This window comes from Burkholderia sp. BDU5 (assembly GCF_001522845.1).
In the GTDB taxonomy this organism is placed as follows: Bacteria; Pseudomonadota; Gammaproteobacteria; order Burkholderiales; family Burkholderiaceae; genus Burkholderia; species Burkholderia mayonis.
Window position 1 is genome coordinate 129,708 of sequence record NZ_LOWC01000142.1, and the last position, 18,446, is coordinate 148,153.

Annotated in this window: 15 protein-coding genes and 1 pseudogene; 6 read left to right on the top strand and 10 right to left on the bottom strand. The window is 64.4% G+C overall.

What is annotated here, in order from left to right:
- Positions 1 to 10: 10 nt before the first annotated feature.
- Both modA and WS69_RS21835 read right to left on the bottom strand, forming a co-directional pair.
- The gene (gene modA, locus WS69_RS21830) at positions 11 to 811 is read right to left on the bottom strand and encodes a molybdate ABC transporter substrate-binding protein (protein WP_059472758.1); all 801 of its coding nucleotides are present in this window, start codon (positions 809 to 811) and stop codon (positions 11 to 13) included.
- Positions 812 to 1,020: 209 nt separating this feature from the next.
- Entirely contained in the window at positions 1,021 to 1,716 is a 696-nt protein-coding gene (locus tag WS69_RS21835; protein WP_059472759.1) for a phosphatase PAP2 family protein, read from the bottom strand.
- 250 nt (positions 1,717 to 1,966) lie between these two features.
- On the opposite strand from WS69_RS21835, the gene WS69_RS21840 reads away from it, so the two are divergent.
- Positions 1,967 to 3,094 carry an extracellular catalytic domain type 1 short-chain-length polyhydroxyalkanoate depolymerase gene (locus WS69_RS21840; RefSeq protein WP_059472760.1) on the top strand — a complete coding sequence of 376 codons (1,128 nt, stop codon included), beginning with the start codon at positions 1,967 to 1,969 and terminating at the stop codon, positions 3,092 to 3,094.
- Between the two features lie 97 nt (positions 3,095 to 3,191).
- Positions 3,192 to 3,350, top strand: coding sequence for a DUF3563 family protein (locus tag WS69_RS31815; RefSeq protein ID WP_082716363.1), 159 nt, complete (start codon positions 3,192 to 3,194; stop codon positions 3,348 to 3,350).
- A gap of 120 nt (positions 3,351 to 3,470) precedes the next feature.
- On the opposite strand, the gene WS69_RS21845 is transcribed toward WS69_RS31815, so the two are convergent.
- The 6 genes and pseudogenes from WS69_RS21845 to WS69_RS21870 form a co-directional block, all read right to left on the bottom strand.
- A complete protein-coding gene (locus WS69_RS21845) occupies positions 3,471 to 3,890 on the bottom strand; it encodes an organic hydroperoxide resistance protein (RefSeq protein ID WP_059472761.1) in 420 nt (139 codons plus the stop codon).
- 287 nt (positions 3,891 to 4,177) lie between these two features.
- A pseudogene (locus tag WS69_RS21850) lies at positions 4,178 to 5,190 on the bottom strand (IS110 family transposase).
- A 264-nt stretch (positions 5,191 to 5,454) separates the two neighbouring features.
- A complete protein-coding gene (locus WS69_RS21855; protein ID WP_059472762.1) occupies positions 5,455 to 5,907 on the bottom strand; it encodes a MarR family winged helix-turn-helix transcriptional regulator in 453 nt (150 codons plus the stop codon).
- A gap of 443 nt (positions 5,908 to 6,350) precedes the next feature.
- On the bottom strand, positions 6,351 to 7,160 hold the full coding sequence (locus WS69_RS21860) for a BPSS1780 family membrane protein (RefSeq protein ID WP_059472763.1): 810 nt from the start codon (positions 7,158 to 7,160) through the stop codon (positions 6,351 to 6,353).
- Positions 7,151 to 8,146 carry a homoserine kinase gene (locus WS69_RS21865; protein ID WP_059472764.1) on the bottom strand — a complete coding sequence of 332 codons (996 nt, stop codon included), beginning with the start codon at positions 8,144 to 8,146 and terminating at the stop codon, positions 7,151 to 7,153. The genes WS69_RS21860 and WS69_RS21865 overlap by 10 nt, the downstream gene beginning before the upstream one ends.
- Positions 8,147 to 8,243: 97 nt before the next feature.
- Positions 8,244 to 8,642 (bottom strand): hypothetical protein, encoded by a 399-nt coding sequence (locus WS69_RS21870; protein ID WP_059472765.1) that lies wholly within the window; start codon positions 8,640 to 8,642, stop codon positions 8,244 to 8,246.
- Positions 8,643 to 8,797: 155 nt separating this feature from the next.
- On the opposite strand from WS69_RS21870, the gene WS69_RS21875 reads away from it, so the two are divergent.
- Together WS69_RS21875 and WS69_RS21880 are read left to right on the top strand one after the other, a co-directional pair.
- Positions 8,798 to 10,324 carry an AMP nucleosidase gene (locus WS69_RS21875; RefSeq protein ID WP_059472766.1) on the top strand — a complete coding sequence of 509 codons (1,527 nt, stop codon included), beginning with the start codon at positions 8,798 to 8,800 and terminating at the stop codon, positions 10,322 to 10,324.
- 1,145 nt (positions 10,325 to 11,469) lie between these two features.
- Positions 11,470 to 12,183: an SOS response-associated peptidase family protein gene (locus WS69_RS21880; protein ID WP_226382884.1), complete on the top strand. Its 714-nt coding sequence runs from the start codon at positions 11,470 to 11,472 to the stop codon at positions 12,181 to 12,183.
- A 294-nt stretch (positions 12,184 to 12,477) separates the two neighbouring features.
- On the opposite strand, the gene WS69_RS21885 is transcribed toward WS69_RS21880, so the two are convergent.
- Positions 12,478 to 12,768 carry a hypothetical protein gene (locus tag WS69_RS21885; RefSeq protein ID WP_059472768.1) on the bottom strand — a complete coding sequence of 97 codons (291 nt, stop codon included), beginning with the start codon at positions 12,766 to 12,768 and terminating at the stop codon, positions 12,478 to 12,480.
- A 430-nt stretch (positions 12,769 to 13,198) separates the two neighbouring features.
- Complete coding sequence (locus WS69_RS21890; RefSeq protein WP_059472769.1) at positions 13,199 to 13,948, bottom strand: TIGR00730 family Rossman fold protein; 750 nt, start codon at positions 13,946 to 13,948, stop codon at positions 13,199 to 13,201.
- A gap of 1 nt (position 13,949) precedes the next feature.
- Between WS69_RS21890 and polA the strand changes: the two genes are divergently transcribed.
- Both polA and WS69_RS21900 read left to right on the top strand, forming a co-directional pair.
- A complete protein-coding gene (gene polA, locus WS69_RS21895) occupies positions 13,950 to 16,721 on the top strand; it encodes a DNA polymerase I (RefSeq protein WP_059472770.1) in 2,772 nt (923 codons plus the stop codon).
- A 305-nt stretch (positions 16,722 to 17,026) separates the two neighbouring features.
- On the top strand, positions 17,027 to 18,409 hold the full coding sequence (locus tag WS69_RS21900) for an NAD(P)/FAD-dependent oxidoreductase (RefSeq protein ID WP_059472771.1): 1,383 nt from the start codon (positions 17,027 to 17,029) through the stop codon (positions 18,407 to 18,409).
- The last annotated feature ends 37 nt before the right edge of the window (positions 18,410 to 18,446 follow it).

The following is an 18,446-nucleotide window of genomic DNA, read 5'->3' on the forward strand; positions in this document are numbered from 1 at the left end:
CGTATCCCGATCAGTTCGCGGCGTTCGCGGCCGGCTTGAAGCCGTACTTCGCGAGCACCGCCTGGCCCGCTGGCGACAGCACGAAGGAGACGAAGCCTCGTGCGGCGCCCGCGTGCCGGCTGTCCTTGACGACGGCGATCGGATAGGTGATCGGCGTTTGCGTCGGGACGGTCAGCGCGACCTTCACGCGCTCGGGCATCACGGCCGCATCGGTGCCGAACACGAAGCCCGCGTCGACTTCGCCGCGCGCGACGTAGTCGAGGCTCTGACGCACGTTCGCGGCGAGCACGCCCTTCGCGCTTACGTCGTTCCACACGCCGGCCGCCTTCAGCGCGCCCTCGGTGTAGCGGCCGACGGGCACCGACGCCGGATCGCCGAACGCGACGCGCTTCACGGCGGGCGCCGCCAGATCGCGCAGCGAGCCGAAGGTCGCGCGGCTGTCGGTGGACACGATCAGTACCAGCGAGTTCTCGGCGAAGTCGCGGCGCGTGCCGTCGGCGATCACGCGCTCGGCGACCGCGCGATTCATCGCCTTCTGGTCGGCCGACGCGAACACGTCGGCCGGCGCGCCCTTCGCGATCTGCTGCATCAGCACGTCGGACGCGCCGAAGTTGAACAGGATCTTCGTGCCCGGATGCTGCTTCTCGTAGGCGTCGCCGACTGCCTTGAACGCATTGGTCAGGCTCGCCGCGGCCGATACGACGAGTTCGTCGGCGGCATGTGCGGCCGGAGCGGCGAAGCCGGCCGCGAGCGCGGACAGCGTCGCGAGACGCAGGAACAATCGGCGGGCGGAACGGACGGGAGCGGACATGGCGGGAAACAATGACGTGGAGGAAAACCGTAATCGTAATATAGGCGAGGTTATAACGCCCCGGGTTTTCGTACTGTGTTGGTGCTGCATGACGCCGCAGCGCGCGAAGGGCGGCTTAGGACGGCGGGAAGCGGGACAATTGGGCAGCGGAACAGCGGAACAGCGGAACAGCAGGATCGCGGAAACGCTCGGCGGCTTCCCGGCCTGCTTTACGCGCGGACCGCCGTCGGCATGCCGAGCGTCTGTTGCTGGGCTGGTCGCGACGCGGGCCGGTAGTTCGGATTCGCTTTCCAGCGCGCCCGCACATACGGACGCTCGTGGCCGGAAAGCTGCAGCGCGACCGCGGTAACCCAGCGATGCGACGGCACGGTGACTCCGTGCAGCGCGATCGTGACGGCCACGAGGCTCGTCGCGACGGCGGGCGCCGACCAGCGGTGCGGCATCGCATGCCACGAGCCGGCGATGAACGACAGCGCGGCGACGGCGCCGATGATGCAGCCCGTGACCGCCTCGGACGGCGAATGCGCGTCGAGCGCGACGCGCGACAGCCCGACGGCGATGCCCGCCGCGAGCCCGACCACGATACCGGCGATGCGCACCGCCGGTTTCGCACGAGCGAGCGCCAGGAACATCGCGACCGGATAGACTGATGTCGACAGCATCGCATGACCGCTGAAGCCCGTGAAATCCCACGCGCGCACGCCGATGCCCCAGCCGAGGAACGCGATTTTCGTGAGCGCGACGATACCGATCGCGACGCCCAGCACGGCGAGCCATGCGGCGGCGCGGCGAAGCGAATAGCCGAGCGCGAGCCAGACGGCGATCGTGATGGCGAGGGGCAGGGTCAGGCCGGCACCGCCTAGGGCGGTGATCGAGATCCACAGACGGGGCGGCAAATCGAACATCGGGGGCTGCGGGCAGGTACGGGAAATGCGGGATACTTGCTTAACGCATGAGCCGTCAATAGCGACTACAACGAAGACAAGCGCGAGCGCCCAGTATACAGGTCGTCGTGGGCCGTGCTCCGATCGGAGGCCGGTGGGGAACTATCGGGTGTCGGGATAAATCCCAGAAACAGTGTTATTGTGCATTGCACAAACCAAAATGATTGCGCCCATTGCGGCGTCCCTAATTTCTGACTGCGAGCCCCGACCGATGACCAAAAGTCTGACGAAACTCTGGCTGGGCGGCGTGAAACGCATGCTGCACATGCCGAACTCGCGGACGTCGAAGTCCGCTCTGAAGGCTGCCCAAAAGATGGCGACCGACTGGCCGTTCGCCGGACCGATTGCCGCTGCCGTCGCAGCGCCCGCTGAACCGGCGCCGCCTGTCGCGCGCGAGTCCCGTGTCCGGCCGCGCGCGGCCGCATGGGCGGACGGCGAATGGACTCGCGCCGATCACCCGCTGCCGCCCGCATTCGGGCGCTTCGTCAAGCATCTCGAATACGGCCTGTACGTACCGTCTGGAGCGGACGCGGAAGGCCTGCCGCTCGTCGTGATGCTGCACGGCTGCAAGCAGGACATGGATCAGTTCGCGCAAGGCACGCGGATGAACCTGCTCGCCGATCGATACGGCTTCGCGGTGCTCTATCCGGAGCAATCGCTCAACGCGCATGCACACGGCTGCTGGCATTGGTACGACGACACCGCGCACGGTGGGCGCGGCGAAGCGCAGGCGGTCGCCGTGCTCGTCGACGCGCTCGTTGCCGAACGCGGCTTCGATGCGTCGCGTGTCTATGCGGCCGGCATGTCGGCGGGCGCGGGGCTCGTGTCGCTGCTCTCGCTGCATTTCCCGCAGCGTTTTGCGGCCGTGGCGCTCCATTCGGGACCCGCGTTCGGCGACGCTCACTCCGGGATCACCGCGATGGACGTGATGCGCCGCGGCCTGCACCGCAATCCTGCCGTCGTCGTCGACGCGCTCGTGGAGCCGGGCGCGCATCCGGGGATGCCGGCCCTCATCATGCATGGCGACGATGACCGCGTCGTCGCACCGAAGAATGCGGACGAGCTCGCGGTCCAGTTTCTGCGGCTGAACGGCCTCGCCGACACCGAAGGCGAACCGACGGGCGTCAAGCGCTTCGAGGCGCGCGCGGCCGACGTGCACACGATCGACTACCGGTGCGACGGTGAATCCGTCGTGCGCCTCTGCCGGGTTCAAGGCCTCGCGCACGCGTGGTCGGGCGGCGACGACAGCGTGCCGTTCCACTCGGCGACCGGTCCGGACGCGAGCGAGCTGATCTGGTCGTTTTTTGCGTCGCGCGCGAGGGCGGTTGTCGCGTCGTAACGACGCACGCTTCGAAAGCGGTTGGCTCGAGGTCAGGGTTTTCCCTATAATACGGGTAAATACCTAAGATAAAACCCTTGGATTGGAGTGACCGATCATGTACTTGCTGAGCCGCCTGTTCCTGTTCCTGACGAAGTCGCCCGAGCAACGCGCGAAGGAACGCGCCGATGCGTATCTTTCCGCCGCATCCGATCTGTACGACCTCGAATTCCGCATGCGCAAGCTCGACCGCGAAGCCGCGCTCGATCGCTCGTGATTCCGCGTTAAGCGCGTATTAAATTTATACGCATAAAGTTGTCAAACTGAAGAGGGCGCGCCGGCTCGATGACCGGCGTGCCCTCTTTGTCTTTTCGGCGCTCGCCCGCCGCGCGCAGCGTTACGCGACGACGAGGCGCACCGCGACGTTGTTGCGAGTCGCGTTCGAGTATGGACACACCTGGTGCGCGCGATCGACGAGCGCCTTTGCTGCCGCTGCGTCGAGACCGGGCAGCGCGACGCGCAGCTCGACGTCGAGCGCAAACCCACCTTCCTCGTTCGGGCCGATGCCCACTTCGGCTGTAACGGTCGTGTCGGCGGGCAGCGTCTGCTTGTTTTGGCCCGCGACATACTTCATCGCGCTCAGGAAGCATGCCGAGTAACCGGCGGCGAAGAGTTGCTCGGGATTCGTGCCTTCGGCGCCCGCGCCGCCGAGTTCGCGCGGCGCGGCAAGCTTCACGTCGAGCTTCTGGTCATGGGTCGTCGCGCGGCCGTCGCGGCCGCCGGTGCTGGTTGCCGCCGTCTTGTACAGAATGTTCATGCTGCCTATATGAACGCGTCCCGTTTGCAACAGTTTTCGTGTGGTCAGACTTGACAGGATGGGCTGCAGCTCTATATTCGGCCTTGTTGCAGCCGATACTGCCCGCTGCGGACCCCTATGAAATACGCTGACTCGCACCTCATTCTCCTGGCGAGCTCGAAGCTCTACACGGCATGCAGGTTTAGCGAGTCCCGGTCCTACCTGGCTTGTCATCACACTCGATTACTGCGCAACCTTTCGACGTTCACCCTGTGTTAAGCGTTGAACTTCTACCTCGCGTGAGCCGTTCAAGCCGGCTTCACGCTTACGTAGTCCTTCCGGTACGGCCTGTCATGGGCGAGCACCGCCCAGATCGTCCGTGCCATCTTGTTCGCCAGCGCGACGATCACCATATTCGTCGGTCGCCGCTTCTTCATCTGCTCGATCCACGGGTCGGGCTGCTTCGCATTCGCCACCACGCTGCGCGCGCCGTGAATCAGCAGCGTGCGCAGATACGTGTCGCCTCTCTTGCTGATGCCATGCAGGTTCACCTTGCCGCCCGAGCCGGTCTGCTTTGGCGCCAACCCGACCCACGCGGCAAACTCGCGACCGGACTTGAACGCCTTCGGATCGCCCATCATCGCGACTGCTGCCGTGGAGGTCAGCAACCCCACACCGGAGATCTCGCTGATCGCTTTCACGGCCTTGTCCTCCTTCTCCCATTCGCGCATCCGGCGTTCGATCTCGGCAACCTGCTCGTCGAGCTTTGCCAACCCGTTCCACTGCTCGCGCAGCGTATCGATCAGTGCCGCTGGCAGGCGCTCCGCAATTCGGCCAAGTGCCGCTGGTATCTCCTTGTCCAGTGCTGCTCGCCCCTTGCTCGTCACTTCGCCGTATTCCGTCAGCAGGCCACGCAGTCCGTTGATCTGCATCGTGCGGAACTTCACAAGCTGCTCGCGCATCCGGTGCAGCGCCAACATGGCCTGCTGCATTTCGGTTTTCACCGCGACCGGCTTGCCTGGCTGCTACACCGCCAGCCAGATCGCCCGCGCGTCTGCCGCATCGTTCTTGTTGCGGATGTTGAACGCCTTCACGAACTCGGCTGGCATCAGCCTGACCTCATGACCCATCCTCGTCAGAGTTGCCGGGCCCAGTGGTGCGCACCGCCGCACGCTTCCATCCCGATCAGGCACGGCGCACGGTTCGCGAAGTGCTCGAGAAACTCGGCCCGCTTGATCGGCCGGTTCACGATCTCTCCGCTTGTCTGATCGACGTAATGCACCTGGAAAACCTGCTTGGCGATGTCCACGCCCACGGCCATACCGTTCCTCGTGGATCCTCCGGTTGCCGGGAAATGCGCGCATTTCCCACCTGGGCACTTCGATGGCGTTGGCCCGTGAGGATCCTCCTGCCTCTGCTCTCACGTTCACGGGGGGGGGGCGCTCATTTCAATTCTCCTACTTCGTGAGGGGAAAGGGCCCGGCGAATTGCGAAGCGCGGGCCACGGCAGAAATATATCTAACTAATTATTAGTGTGCAAATTAAATTTTCGGGGTACGATCCGACGGTGACGAACGCGTGTCGATCAGGCGTCGCTGGCGTCCGAGAGCGCTTGTCGCAGCCGCGTGAGATCCTCGCGCAGGCGGATCAGGAAATCGGGCGTCTGTCGCATCGCGCAAAACAGCTCGGCAGGCACGGAGCGGGCCTTCTGCTTCAGCGCGGCGCCTTCGGTGGTGAGCCGCGCGTGGACGATCCGCTCGTCATTCGTGTCACGCACCCGCTCGATGTAACCGAGCGCTTCCAGGCGCTTCAGGAGCGGCGTGACCGTGGCCGGATCGAGGCTGAGCCGCGCGGCGATGTCCTTGACCGCCATGTCGTCGGATTCCCATAGCACGAGCATCGCGAGGTACTGCGGATAGGTGAGCGCGAGCTTGTCGAGCAGCGGCTTGTACGCCTTCGTCATCGCGAGCGACGTCGAATAGAGCGCGAAGCAGAGCTGGTCGTCGAGCGTGAGCGGGAAGGTCGGCGAGTCGTTCATGGCGAGATTTTCTGTAATGTGCAAAAGATTAGAGTCCTAATGATTTTGCGCCTGATCGTGCCGGTTGGCGAGAGGTGCTGGGTGGTCAAAAGGGGGATGGATCGATCGACGGCGGCAAGGGGCCGAGTTTGGCAGCGAGGCCAATGGAGCGAAGTTGCCGCGGGTTGGGCGTGGATTCGACGAAATGTGCAAGAGGCGCAGCGTCGAAAACCCGAGCGAGCGTCGTTCGGCTACGTCGCGTGTCACATCGGCAACATGGCGCCGGATGCCCGCATCCGAGCGGGCATTAATATCGGCTTGAGCGCCGCGTCATCGGCGCTTTTTCCGTCAAAGCACCCGCCGCGGCCTCAGCGTCGACTCCGCCCGACGCACTGACGCACGCGATGCATGCTCGGCCGCGCCGCCGCGCCGCCGCGCCGCCGCGCCGTCTCCGTCCGCGTTGCCTACCGAGCAGAATCCGGAAGATTCGGCGCGCCCGGCTCCTGCACGCCGTAGCAGCCGCGATAGGTCGCGTAGAACGAGCAATAGAGCATTGCGGTGATAATGATCGATGCCGGCATCATCACCGTGAGTGCGTACGCGCCCGCGCCGAGCGCTTGCATCAGCGCGGCGAGCCCGAACGACACGCCGAGCGCGACCGCGAACCACAACAGCCCGTAGATCGTGAACGCGCCCTTGTTGCGCCAGCAGCTCACGACGCTGAAGAACAGCGCCTTCACGGGCGGAATGTCGTGCCACGCGGTGAGCACCGGCGCGAACCAGAACATCATTGCGACCGGCATGTACAGCGCGGCCGCGATCAGCACCGCAATGGCGACGCCCGGCGACGCGAGCGCTTCGGGTTCGAGGTTCTCGGCACCGAGGCCGAACATGATCTTCAGCAGCATGCCGCCGTCGCCGAGCGCCGAGCACGCGAACACGAGCGCCATCGACACGATGTAGATCCCGCCGAGCGCGAAGAGCCGCTGCGTGACGACGGGGCCGTACGAGCGAAAGCCATCGATCAGGATCGTCGGCAGCACCTGCTTGCCTGCGATCGTGTCGCGGCACGCCGCCATGAAGCCGACCGCGATGCCGGGAATGAACAACAGCGGCAGCGCCGCGCCGATTACCGGCACGAGCGATACCAGCATCATCGCGAGCAGGTACGTGAAGAACAGCGTGACGAACGCGAGCGGATTCCGCCGGAACAGCCAAATGCCCTGGCGGAACCACACGTAGCCGGTCTTGGCGGGAACTTCGATCAGTTGCATGCGTGGGTCTCGGGGAGCGTGCCCGCGTGCGCGATGCGTTCGCGCAGGATGCGTTCGAAATGGCCCGGGTCGTGCGGCTTGAGCATCTGCGCGGCGCGGGGGAGGTGGAAATCATACAGGCGCGACACCCAGAAGCGGTACGCGCCTGCGCGCAGCATGTCGCCCCAGTGGCGCCGCTCGCCTGCCGTGAACGGGCGCACCGTCTGATACGCGCGCAGCAGCGCGTCGGCGCGCACGGCGTCGAGCACGCCCGTCGCGAGATCGACGCACCAGTCGTTGACCGTCACCGCGACGTCGAACAGCCATTTGTCGCAGCCGGCGAAGTAGAAATCGAAGAAGCCGCCGAGCCGCACCGTATGCCCGGCGCCCCGATCCGCTTGCGCGAACAGTGCGTTGTCGCGGAACAGGTCGCAATGGCATGGGCCTTCCGGCAGCGCCGCATAGTCGTCGGATGCGAAGAGCGCGGCCTGGTATGCGAGCTCGCTTTCCAGCAGCGCGCGCTGCTCGCCGGTGATGAACGGCGCAATCGCGGGCACCGTCTCGCGCCACCACGGCAGGCTGCGCAGGTTCGGCTGATACCGCGGATAGTCGCGGCCCGCGAGGTGCAGGCGCGCGAGCATCTGGCCGACTTCGACGCAGTGCTCGGCGCGCGGCGCGAGCTCCGCCGCGCCCTCGAGCTTCGTGACGATCGCGGCCGGCTTGCCGTGCAGCTCGCCGAACAGCGTGCCGTCGTCGCGCGCGACGGGCGCGGGCACGGGCACGCCGTGCTTCGCGAGATGGCTCATCAAGTCGACGTAGAACGGCAGTTGCCCGGCCGTCAGGTTCTCGAAGATCGTGAGCACGTATTCGCCGCGCGTGGTCGTCAGGAAGAAGTTGCTGTTCTCGATGCCGGACGGGATGCCGCGGAACGCGACAACGTCGCCGAGATCGTAGTGGCGCATCCAGAGTGCGAGGTCAGCGTCGGAAACTGCGGTGAAAACGGCCATGCAAGAGACGTTGGTTCGGGTTGGCGTGCCGGCGGCGCGCCGGTGTCGCGAAAAGGGCGGAAGAGGGGCCGGCGCCGCGTGGCGCCGGCGGGCGTCGTCAATAGCGCAGGTTGACAGACGGCAGGCGGGTGACCGGCACGCCGGCGTCGTGCGGACGCGGCGACGTGTCGGGCGACGCGCTCATCTGATAGCGGGTGCCGAAGTTCGATTTCACGTTGATCTCGACCGGCTTGCCGCGATCGCGGTATTCGGTGACCTCGGTGCCGTTCTTGCTTTTTTCGTGAAAGCTCGGCGTGCGCTTCACGTCGTTGAAATCGACCTTCGACGTCACTTCGGCGCCGGGGCGGTTGATCTTCGTGAGATCGGGCAGCCCGGCTGCCTCGTTGGCCGCGGCCTGGGCCTTCGCGTCGGCTGCCGCCTGGGCGGCATCGGCGGCGTAGGCGGGGCCGCCGAGAGCGAGTGCCGTCATGGCGGCGGCAAAAAGGAGCGGCTTCATCGTGTTTCTCCCAGTGAACCATTCGATTTTAGCAAATACCGGCGTCTTGACGGTGCCGTCCGTCGACACGCGGGCGGCCTTGCCGTCGCGATGGGCATCGGCCGCGCAAGCGGGTTCCGTGGTAATGTCGAAACGATCTGACGAGGCACCGCTACATGAAGAACGATCCCAACCGCCGTTCCCGGATGCATACGCCGGACAGTCCGTCCGTCGACGCGTTCGACGACCCGATCGCCGCCGTCGCGCGGCTCTCCGAGATCTACGAAACGAATACCGCGTTCCTGCGCGACGCGTTCGCGCGCTATCGCCGCAACGACACGTTCGACGAGCGCGTGCGCGCGTGCTATCCGTTCGTGCGCATCCGCACCGACGTCAACACGCACGTCGATTCGCGCCGCTCGTATGGCTTCGTCGCCGGTCCGGGCGTGTTCGAGACGACCGTCACGCGCCCCGACCTGTTCGCGTATTACTACCGCGAGCAATTGCGCCTGCTCGCGAAGAACCATCACGTCCGGATCGAAGTGGGCGTCTCGGCGCAGCCGATCCCGGTTCACTTCGCGTTTTCCGAAGGGATCCACCTCGAAGGCGATCTCGATCGCGATCGCCTCGTCGCGATGCGCGACGTGTTCGATACGCCGGATCTCGCGTACCTCGACGACCGGATCGTCAACGGCACATACGAACCCGCGCCGGGCGAGCCGCATCCGCTCGCGCTCTTTACCGCGGCTCGCGTCGATTTCTCGTTGCATCGGCTGCGCCACTACACGGCGACGCTGCCGACGCATTTTCAGAACTACGTGCTCTATACGAACTACCAGTTCTATATCGACGAATTCGTGAAGCTCGGCCGCACGATGATGTCGGCGAGCGACGATCCCGAGGTGCGTGCGTATCGCAGTGAATACACGGCGTTCGTCGAGCCGGGCGACGTGGTCACGTACAACGCGAACCTCGGCGATGCGTCGACGGAAGGCACGCCGCCGCCGCGCGCGCCGCAGATGCCCGCGTATCACCTGAAGCGCGCGGACGGCAGCGGGATCACGATGGTCAACATCGGCGTCGGACCGTCGAACGCAAAGACGATCACCGATCACATCGCGGTGCTGCGTCCGCATGCGTGGGTGATGCTCGGCCACTGCGCGGGGCTGCGCAACACGCAGCGTCTCGGCGACTACGTGCTCGCGCATGGCTATGTCCGCGAGGATCACGTGCTCGACGCGGATCTGCCGCTGTGGGTGCCGATCCCGGCATTGGCCGAAGTGCAGGTCGCGCTCGAGCGCGCGGTCGCGCAAGTCACGCAGCTCGAAGGCGTCGAGTTGAAGCGCGTGATGCGTACGGGCACCGTCGCGAGCGTCGACAATCGCAACTGGGAACTGCGCGACCATCGCGAACCGGTGCTGCGGCTGTCGCAGAGCCGCGCGATCGCGCTCGACATGGAAAGCGCGACGATCGCCGCGAACGGCTTCCGCTTCCGCGTGCCTTACGGGACGCTGCTGTGCGTGTCGGACAAGCCGCTGCACGGCGAGTTGAAGCTGCCCGGAATGGCGGACCAGTTTTATCGCGGGCAGGTCGATCAGCATCTGCAGATCGGCGTGAAGGCGATGGAGATCCTGCGCACGAACGGCCTAGACCGGCTGCATAGCCGCAAGCTGCGCAGCTTTGCGGAAGTGGCGTTTCAGTGACAACCCCCTGACTGTACAAGGCTCCCCAGCTGGTTCGGGGGGGCCTTCTTGTCTAACATCAGCGTCAGTGTCTAACTTGCGCGCTTCAATGGGACTGGCCGGGCGCGTTCCACTTCGCGCGACTTCATGTAGTGCGCCGTCATACTCTGGCTTATCGCGAGCGCAGCCTGCAGTCTCCTTTGGAGAGCAGGTTGCAAGTTCGCATGTCGATCCTTGGATCGATCTTGTTCGCGCTGACGTGCAGGCGATGGATTACGCCTTTGAGTATGTCCCGTTTCCGTCTGCGGGCATCGGTGCGGTGTGCGCTCGCGACGCACGATGCGGCCGCATTGGCTGTAGCGGCGCGTCGGCGCGAAAAACACGAAAAAGAGAATCGAATACGAAGCAGAGAATCGCGGCCTGCGGGCCGCTCTTGCCACTGGCGCTGAACGGCTGCGCATCGCCGTCCGAACTGCACGGCAACCGATCGCGACGATCTGGCCAGCGTTTCCGGTGCCGCCAGTGTGGGTACATATTATGCTGGTTCTGCGCCTTCGAAAACCTGAGCGGCCGCGCCTTCAAAAATTGAGATTGAATTTCCGCTTCCGACTCCGATAAAGTAGTTGTATGAACTAATTACAATTCCATTTTTCCCGGTGTTTTCTATGACAACTCCGCGAAGGATATTGAGTAGCATATCAATATACCCGCGTGCAAACGGTGGGGAGTTGGCGGTCCTGTCTCTTATGGTGGAATTTATCGATTCTTGAGGGTTTGCCTCGATGTAAATCCATCCGTGACCTGTATATGCAAGTCTCTCGTGGCGTGCGATTGTATATTGATGGCCGTCAGAGGGAATCCTGGACCAATCATCATTAGCGGTAATCGAGAGAGGACAGTTCGATTGATTGTGGATAATTATATTCATAACTGATGCGATGTATTCTTGTGAATTTTAAATAAATTAGTAATGAATTTGATATTTTGTGAGGCTGATGATTTTTTGCTCATTGGTGAACCGAGTCGGCGTGCACCCTGTTGTGATGGAATGTATCTTTTTGCTAGTTATTAAAAAGTAATGATATTGAATCATATATGTAATAATTTGTTCTGCCTATTTTTTCTAAGATTCTTTTCTGTTTTGTGACAATTGTTAATAATTTAATTTGTTTGTTGGTCTGATTGCCGTGGTAGTCCTGCTCACTTTATTGAGACGCTTCCTGGAGGCGGGGCGAGGAGGCGTTGTTGGGCCGGCCAATTGCTTGGGCCGGCCAATTGCTGCGGACTGGTTGTTGGCGATGCGCCGTTCACATGCTCATTGCTTCGCGCTGCCAAGGGCCGCCAACGTAGTCCCAACGGCGAACCGGCCGCCGGGCAAGAAGTACCTGACGGTCAACGCGTACGCCGAGACGGCGGGCGAGAAGCCAGCATACCGAAGTGCGTGGCGAGCGGGCCAGCGCTGTTTGATTCCGGCAGTGTGGATTTACGAGCCGAAATGGGAAACCGGAAAGCACGTCCGCTACTGGATCGGGCTCGCTGGCTGGCGGCCATTTTGTGTCGTCGGTTTGTTGTGTGCGCGGAAGACGCTGAAAGGCGGCGAAATCCTCGCAATGGCGATGCTGACGGTGAGCGCCGACGAGCATCCGATGATGAGGCACGTGTACCGCCCGGGCGACGAGGAGCGGTCCGTTGTCATCCTGCGGTCAGTCGATGACGACGCGCGATTCGACGCGAAAAATGTCGAAGTCGCGCGCACGTCGTGGTCGCTTTCTCAGGCGGACGAGATGGCAGCCGAGCCAGCGCTGAGGTCGTGGAAAGGCTGTCTAACTTGCCAAAAAGCACAGATCAATTCGCGGGAAAAGATACAGCGCGTCAAGTGATTGAAGTTAGAGAAACTCTGGAAAGCATTGATTTTGCAGCGTAGTGCGACTTCGAACTGCGCTGCTTCGCGGAGGTCGCGTTCCCGTAACGCGACAACGCGCCGGTGCGTGCGGCGCCGAGGCGATTGCGCAAAAGACGACAAGGTCGTCCATGATCCGATCATGGACGACCTTGTCGAGAAGATCGTCGGCCTGACTGAAACTGCCCGATCGGGCTGTTTCGTTTCGCATTGGCCGGCTGCGCAGACGGCCGCCGTCGATGTTTGCCGCGCGGCGCGAATCAGGCGCGCGGCATCAGCATTCGCCCTTCTTCGCGTGTCCCGGCGGGCAGAATCCGCGATGGCGGTGATGCTCCTCCCACTCGCGACGTTCCCAATAGCGGTGGCCGTCCCAGTAACGGTCGCCGTGCCAGCCGACGATGACGGCGGGCGCGGGCGCGGGGGCGACGACGACGGGGGCGGGCGCCGGTGCGACGACGGCAGGAGCCGGCGCGCCGATGTTGACGTCCACATTCACGGCGTGCGCCGCGCCCGATAGCGCGATACCGATACCGGTCAATGCAAGGGCGATCAACGAGCGTTTCATGTTCTTTTCCTCACGAGTTGAGATGAGCGTCCGTTCCGACGCGTGCAGGCTTCGAGCCCCAAACCCGCCGTGTCCGTTCCGACGGACACGCAGCAGGACAAAGTGTGGCGGCGCGGTGGATTAATTGGCGTGTGGATTTGTAACGGTGCGTTCTCGCACAGTTCGCGCGGCCGGATGCGGGTAGGGCGCCGCTTGACAATCCGATCGGCGAGCATATCGATTCGGGACGCGTGGCGCGCCGAATTTGACATTTGCCCTGCGGCCGGTGAAATGAACGGTTACGAAGTGCGTGCCGCGCCGCGCCCAAATCGCTGGGTTTCGATCGTCGCGGCGCACAAGAAAAACGGGCGGGCGCTTCGTCGGCCCCGCCCGTTCGCGTGTACTCGATGTGCGCCGTGCGCGCCGCAACGGCATGCGGCGCGCGTGTTCGTCACAGGTAGAACATCCGGTCCTCTTCCGGCCGCGGCGGTTGCGCTTCCTCAGTTTCCTCGCCGCGATCCTCGTAGAACGCCAGCACCGCTTCGAGCACTTGGTCGGGATCGTCGATCACCTTCATCAGGTTCATGTCGTCCGGATTGATGAGGCCCATCGGAATCATCTGATCGCGGAACCACTGCAGCAGTCCGGTCCAGAATTCGCTGCCGACGAGCACGATCGGTACGAGGCGCGATTTCTTCGTCTGAATCAGCGTGAGCACTTCGGACAGCTCATCGAGCGTGCCGAAGCCGCCCGGCATCACGATCACCGCGTCCGAGTTCTTCACGAACGTGACCTTGCGCGTGAAGAAATGGCGGAAGCGCAGCGAGATGTCCTGGAAGTGGTTGCCGGCCTGCTCGTGCGGCAGCTCGATGTTGAGGCCGACGGACGGCGCCTTGCCGGCGTGCGCGCCCTTGTTCGCCGCTTCCATGATCCCCGGGCCGCCGCCCGAGATCACGGCGAAGCCCGCGTCGGACAGCTTGCGCGCGATCTGCACCGCGAGTTTGTAGTGCGGCGAATCCGGTTTGAGGCGCGCGGAACCATAGATGCTGACGGCAGGGCGGATCTCGGACAGGTACTCGGTCGCCTCGATAAACTCTGCCATAATCGTGAACATCTGCCACGAAGCGCGGGCCTTCTTCGCCGTCGCGCGTTCTTGATCTGCGAGCGAACGCAGACTCGGAATCACTTTTCTCTTATTCATAATGCCTGAAGAACGAAATCTGGAAGGTAAGACCCTGCTATTGGTTGATGGTTCGAGCTATCTGTATCGGGCTTACCATGCGATGCCTGATTTGCGCGGCCCTGGCGGGGAGCCGACCGGAGCGCTCTACGGAATCATCAATATGCTGCGCCGCATGCGCAAGGATGTCAGTGCAGAGTATAGCGCGTGCGTGTTCGACGCAAAGGGCAAAACCTTCCGGGACGATCTGTACGCCGAATACAAGGCGCACCGGCCGCCGATGCCGCCCGATCTCTCGCTGCAGATCGAGCCGATCCACGCGGCGGTGCGCGCGCTCGGCTGGCCGCTCCTGATGATCGAGGGCGTCGAAGCCGACGACGTGATCGGCACGCTCGCGAAGGAAGCCGAGCGGCGCGGAATGAAGGTGATCGTGTCGACGGGCGACAAGGACCTCGCGCAGCTCGTCACCGGCCACGTCACGCTGATCAACACGATGACGAACGAGGCGCTCGATCGCGACGGCGTGCTCGCGAAGTTCGGCGTGCCGCCCGAGCTGATCGTCGATTATCTGTCGCTCATCGGCGACACCGTCGACAACGTGCCGGGCGTCGAGAAATGCGGCCCCAAGACGGCCGTCAAATGGCTGTCGCAATATGGCACGCTCGACGGCGTCGTCGAGCACGCGGGCGAGATCAAGGGCGTCGTCGGCGACAACCTGCGCCGCGCACTCGATTTCCTGCCGCTCGCGCGCAAGCTCGTGACGGTCGAGACCGCATGCGAGCTCGCGCCGCACGTCGAGTCGATCGAGTCGTCGCTCGCGACGGACGGCGAAGGCCGCGACGCGCTGCGCGACATCTTCTCGACCCACGGCTTCAAGACCTGGCTGCGCGAGCTCGACAGCGAGCCCGCCGCGAACGGCGCGGCCGCTGAGGCCGGCGCGGTTCAGGATCCTGCAAGCGGCGCGACCGCCGAACTGCCGCTCGCCGCCGCGCGCAACTACGACACTGTGCAGACGTGGGAGCAGTTCGACGCATGGCTCGCGAAGATCTCGGCTGCGGAGCTGACCGCGTTCGATACCGAGACGACGTCGCTCGATCCGATGCTCGCGCAGATCGTCGGCTTGTCGTTCTCGGTGGAGCCGGGGCACGCCGCGTACGTGCCGGTCGCGCATCGCGGGCCGGACCTGCCCGCGCAGCTGCCGCGCGACGAAGTGCTCGCGAAGCTGAAGCCGTGGCTCGAGGACGCGGGCACGAAGAAGCTCGGCCAGCACCTGAAGTACGACGCGCAGGTGCTCGCGAACCACGGGATCGCGTTGAACGGCATCGAGCACGACACGCTGCTCGAGTCGTACGTGCTCGAATCGCATCGTACGCACGACATGGACAGCCTCGCGCTGCGCCATCTCGGCGTGAAGACGATCAAGTACGAGGACGTCGCGGGCAAGGGCGCGCAGCAGATCGGCTTCGACGAGGTGCCGATCGACAAGGCGTCCGAGTATGCGGCCGAGGACGCGGACATCACGCTGCAGCTGCATCGCGCGCTGTATCCGCAGATCGAGCGCGAGCCGGGGCTCACGCGCGTGTATCGCGACATCGAGATGCCGGTGTCGCTCGTGCTGCGCAAGATGGAGCGCACGGGCGTCCTGATCGACGGCGACCGGCTGACCCGGCAAAGCAGCGAGATCGCGACGCGGCTCGTCGAGCTCGAGCAAGAGGCGTATGCGCTCGCGGGCGGCGAATTCAATCTCGGCTCGCCGAAGCAGATCGGCCAGATCTTCTTCGAGCGGCTGCAACTGCCCGTCGTCAAGAAGACGCCGAGCGGCGCGCCGTCGACCGACGAAGAAGTGCTGCAGAAGCTCGCCGAAGACTATCCGCTGCCGAAGCTGCTGCTCGAGCATCGCGGCCTGTCGAAGCTGAAATCGACCTACACCGACAAGCTGCCGCGAATGGTCAATCCGAACACCGGCCGCGTGCACACGAACTATGCGCAGGCGGTTGCGGTCACGGGGCGGCTTGCGTCGAACGATCCGAACCTGCAGAACATTCCGGTGCGCACGGCCGAAGGGCGGCGCATCCGCGAGGCGTTCATCGCGGCGCCGGGCAGCAAGATCGTGTCGGCCGATTATTCGCAGATCGAACTGCGCATCATGGCGCACATCTCCGAGGACGAGTCGCTGCTGCGTGCGTTCGCGCATGGCGAGGACATTCACCGCGCGACCGCGGCCGAGGTGTTCGGCGTGACGCCGCTCGAAGTGACGTCCGACCAGCGGCGCATCGCGAAGGTGATCAACTTCGGCCTGATCTACGGGATGAGTTCGTTCGGCCTCGCGTCGAACCTCGGCATCACGCGCGATGCGGCGAAGCTCTACATCGACCGCTACTTCCTCCGCTATCCGGGCGTCGCCCGCTACATGGAAGAGACGCGCACGCGCGCGAAAGAGAAGGGCTACGTCGAAACCGTGTTCGGCCGCCGCCTGTGGCTGCCCGAGATCAACGGCGGCAACGGTCCGCGCCGCCAGGCCGCCGAGCGCGCGGCGATCAACGCGCCGATGCAGGGCACCGCGGCCGACCTGATCAAGCTGTCGATGATCGCAGTCGACAACTGGCTCGAGCGCGGCGGCTTCGCCGCGCGGATGATCATGCAGGTGCACGACGAACTCGTGCTCGAGGTGCCGGAAAGCGAACTGTCGGTCGTGCGCGAGAAGCTGCCCGAAATGATGTGCGGCGTCGCGAAGCTGAAGGTGCCGCTCGTCGCCGAGGTCGGCGTCGGCGAAAACTGGGAAGAGGCGCACTGACGCGTCGTCCGCGCGACGTGCGCGTCGCAGGTATGCGCCGTGCATCAGGCCCGGCGCGTACCGTTTCCATCACATCCCCCGCCGTTTCTTTCGCGCTCGTTGCAATTTAAGCGCTTGCGGCTGTCATGCAAACTCCGGGACAATGCAGAAACTGGCATCGCCGCACCGTGATCGCGCGGATGCGAGCGACGCCGAGGCGCTCGCGTGCCTAAAGTGTCCGAACTAGTTAGGATGTCGATTGGCGGCGAACGCGGTCGTGCTCGCCGCCTTGACCGCAAGCAGTCTCGAATCGTAAGGGGAATCGGATGCATCGTTTCATCATCGTCGGCGGCGGTGCGGGCGGGCTCGAATTGGCGACGCGCCTCGGGGACCGCTATGGCGCGCGCGGCAATCGGCCCGCGCGTGCTCTCGTCACGCTCGTCGATCGTTACCCGACTCATATCTGGAAACCCCTGCTGCACGAAGTGGCGGCGGGCAGCATGGACCCGTTCACGCAAGAGCTCGAATATGCGGCGCAGGCGCGCTGGCACGGCTTCGAGTTCCATCAGGGCGAGCTGATCGCGCTCGACCGCACGTCGCGGCGCGTGACGCTCGCGCCCGTCGCCGATAACGACGGCGCCGAGCTGTTGCCGCAGCGCGAGCTCGAATACGACACACTCGTCATCGCGATCGGCAGCACGACGCATTACTTCGGCGTGCAGGGCGCGCCGGAGCATTCGATCGCGCTCGACACGGTCGCCGAGGCGGAGCGGTTCCGCAAGCGCCTGATCGCCGCGTGCATGCGAGCCGAGCATCAGCCTCACGAGCTCGTCGCGCAGACCGCCTCCGCGACGGACCCGGCAGATCCTGCCGAGCCTGCAGACCCGGTGGAGCCTGCCGAGCCGCGCATCCAGGTCGCGATCGTCGGCGGCGGGGCGACGGGCGTCGAACTGTCCGCGGAGCTGCGCAACACCGCTCAGGTGCTGTCCGCGTACGGGCTGCACAAGCTCGATCCGCGACACGACGTCGGCATCGTACTGATCGAGTCCGGGCCGCGCATCCTGCCGGCGCTGCAAGAGCGCGTGTCGACGGCAACCGCCGAGCTGCTCGAGAAACTCGGCGTGCGATTGATGCTCGGCGAGCGCGTGACCGAAGTCGCGCCGGGCGTTGTGCGCACAGCGAGCGGCAAGAGCGTGCGCGCGGACCTGACGGTGTGGGCGGCGGGCATCAAGGCGCCCTCGGTGCTCGCGAAGCTTGACGGCCTCGAAGTGAACAAGCTCGGCCAACTGGTCGTGCGCCGCACGCTGCAGACCGAGACCGATCCGAACGTCTTCGCGCTCGGCGACTGTGCAGGCTGCGCGTGGCCCGGCCACGACCGCAACGTGCCGCCGCGCGCGCAAGCCGCGCATCAGCAGGCGAGCTTCATGCTGCGTGCGTTCGCATGCCGGCTCGAAAGCCGGCCGCTGCCCGAATTCACCTATCGCGATTTCGGCTCGCTCGTGTCACTCGGGCACTTCAGCGCGGTCGGCAATCTGATGGGCGGGCTGATCGGCGGCAACATGCTGATCGAAGGGCTCTTCGCCCGCTTCATGTACATGTCGCTGTATCGATTGCACGTCGCGGCGCTGCACGGTTATCCGCGGATGGTGCTCGACACCGTCGCGCACTGGCTGCGGCGCTCGACGCTGCCGCGGGTGAAGCTGCACTAGCGAAGCCGCGGAGAGAACGGCGGCATGGCGCGAGCCG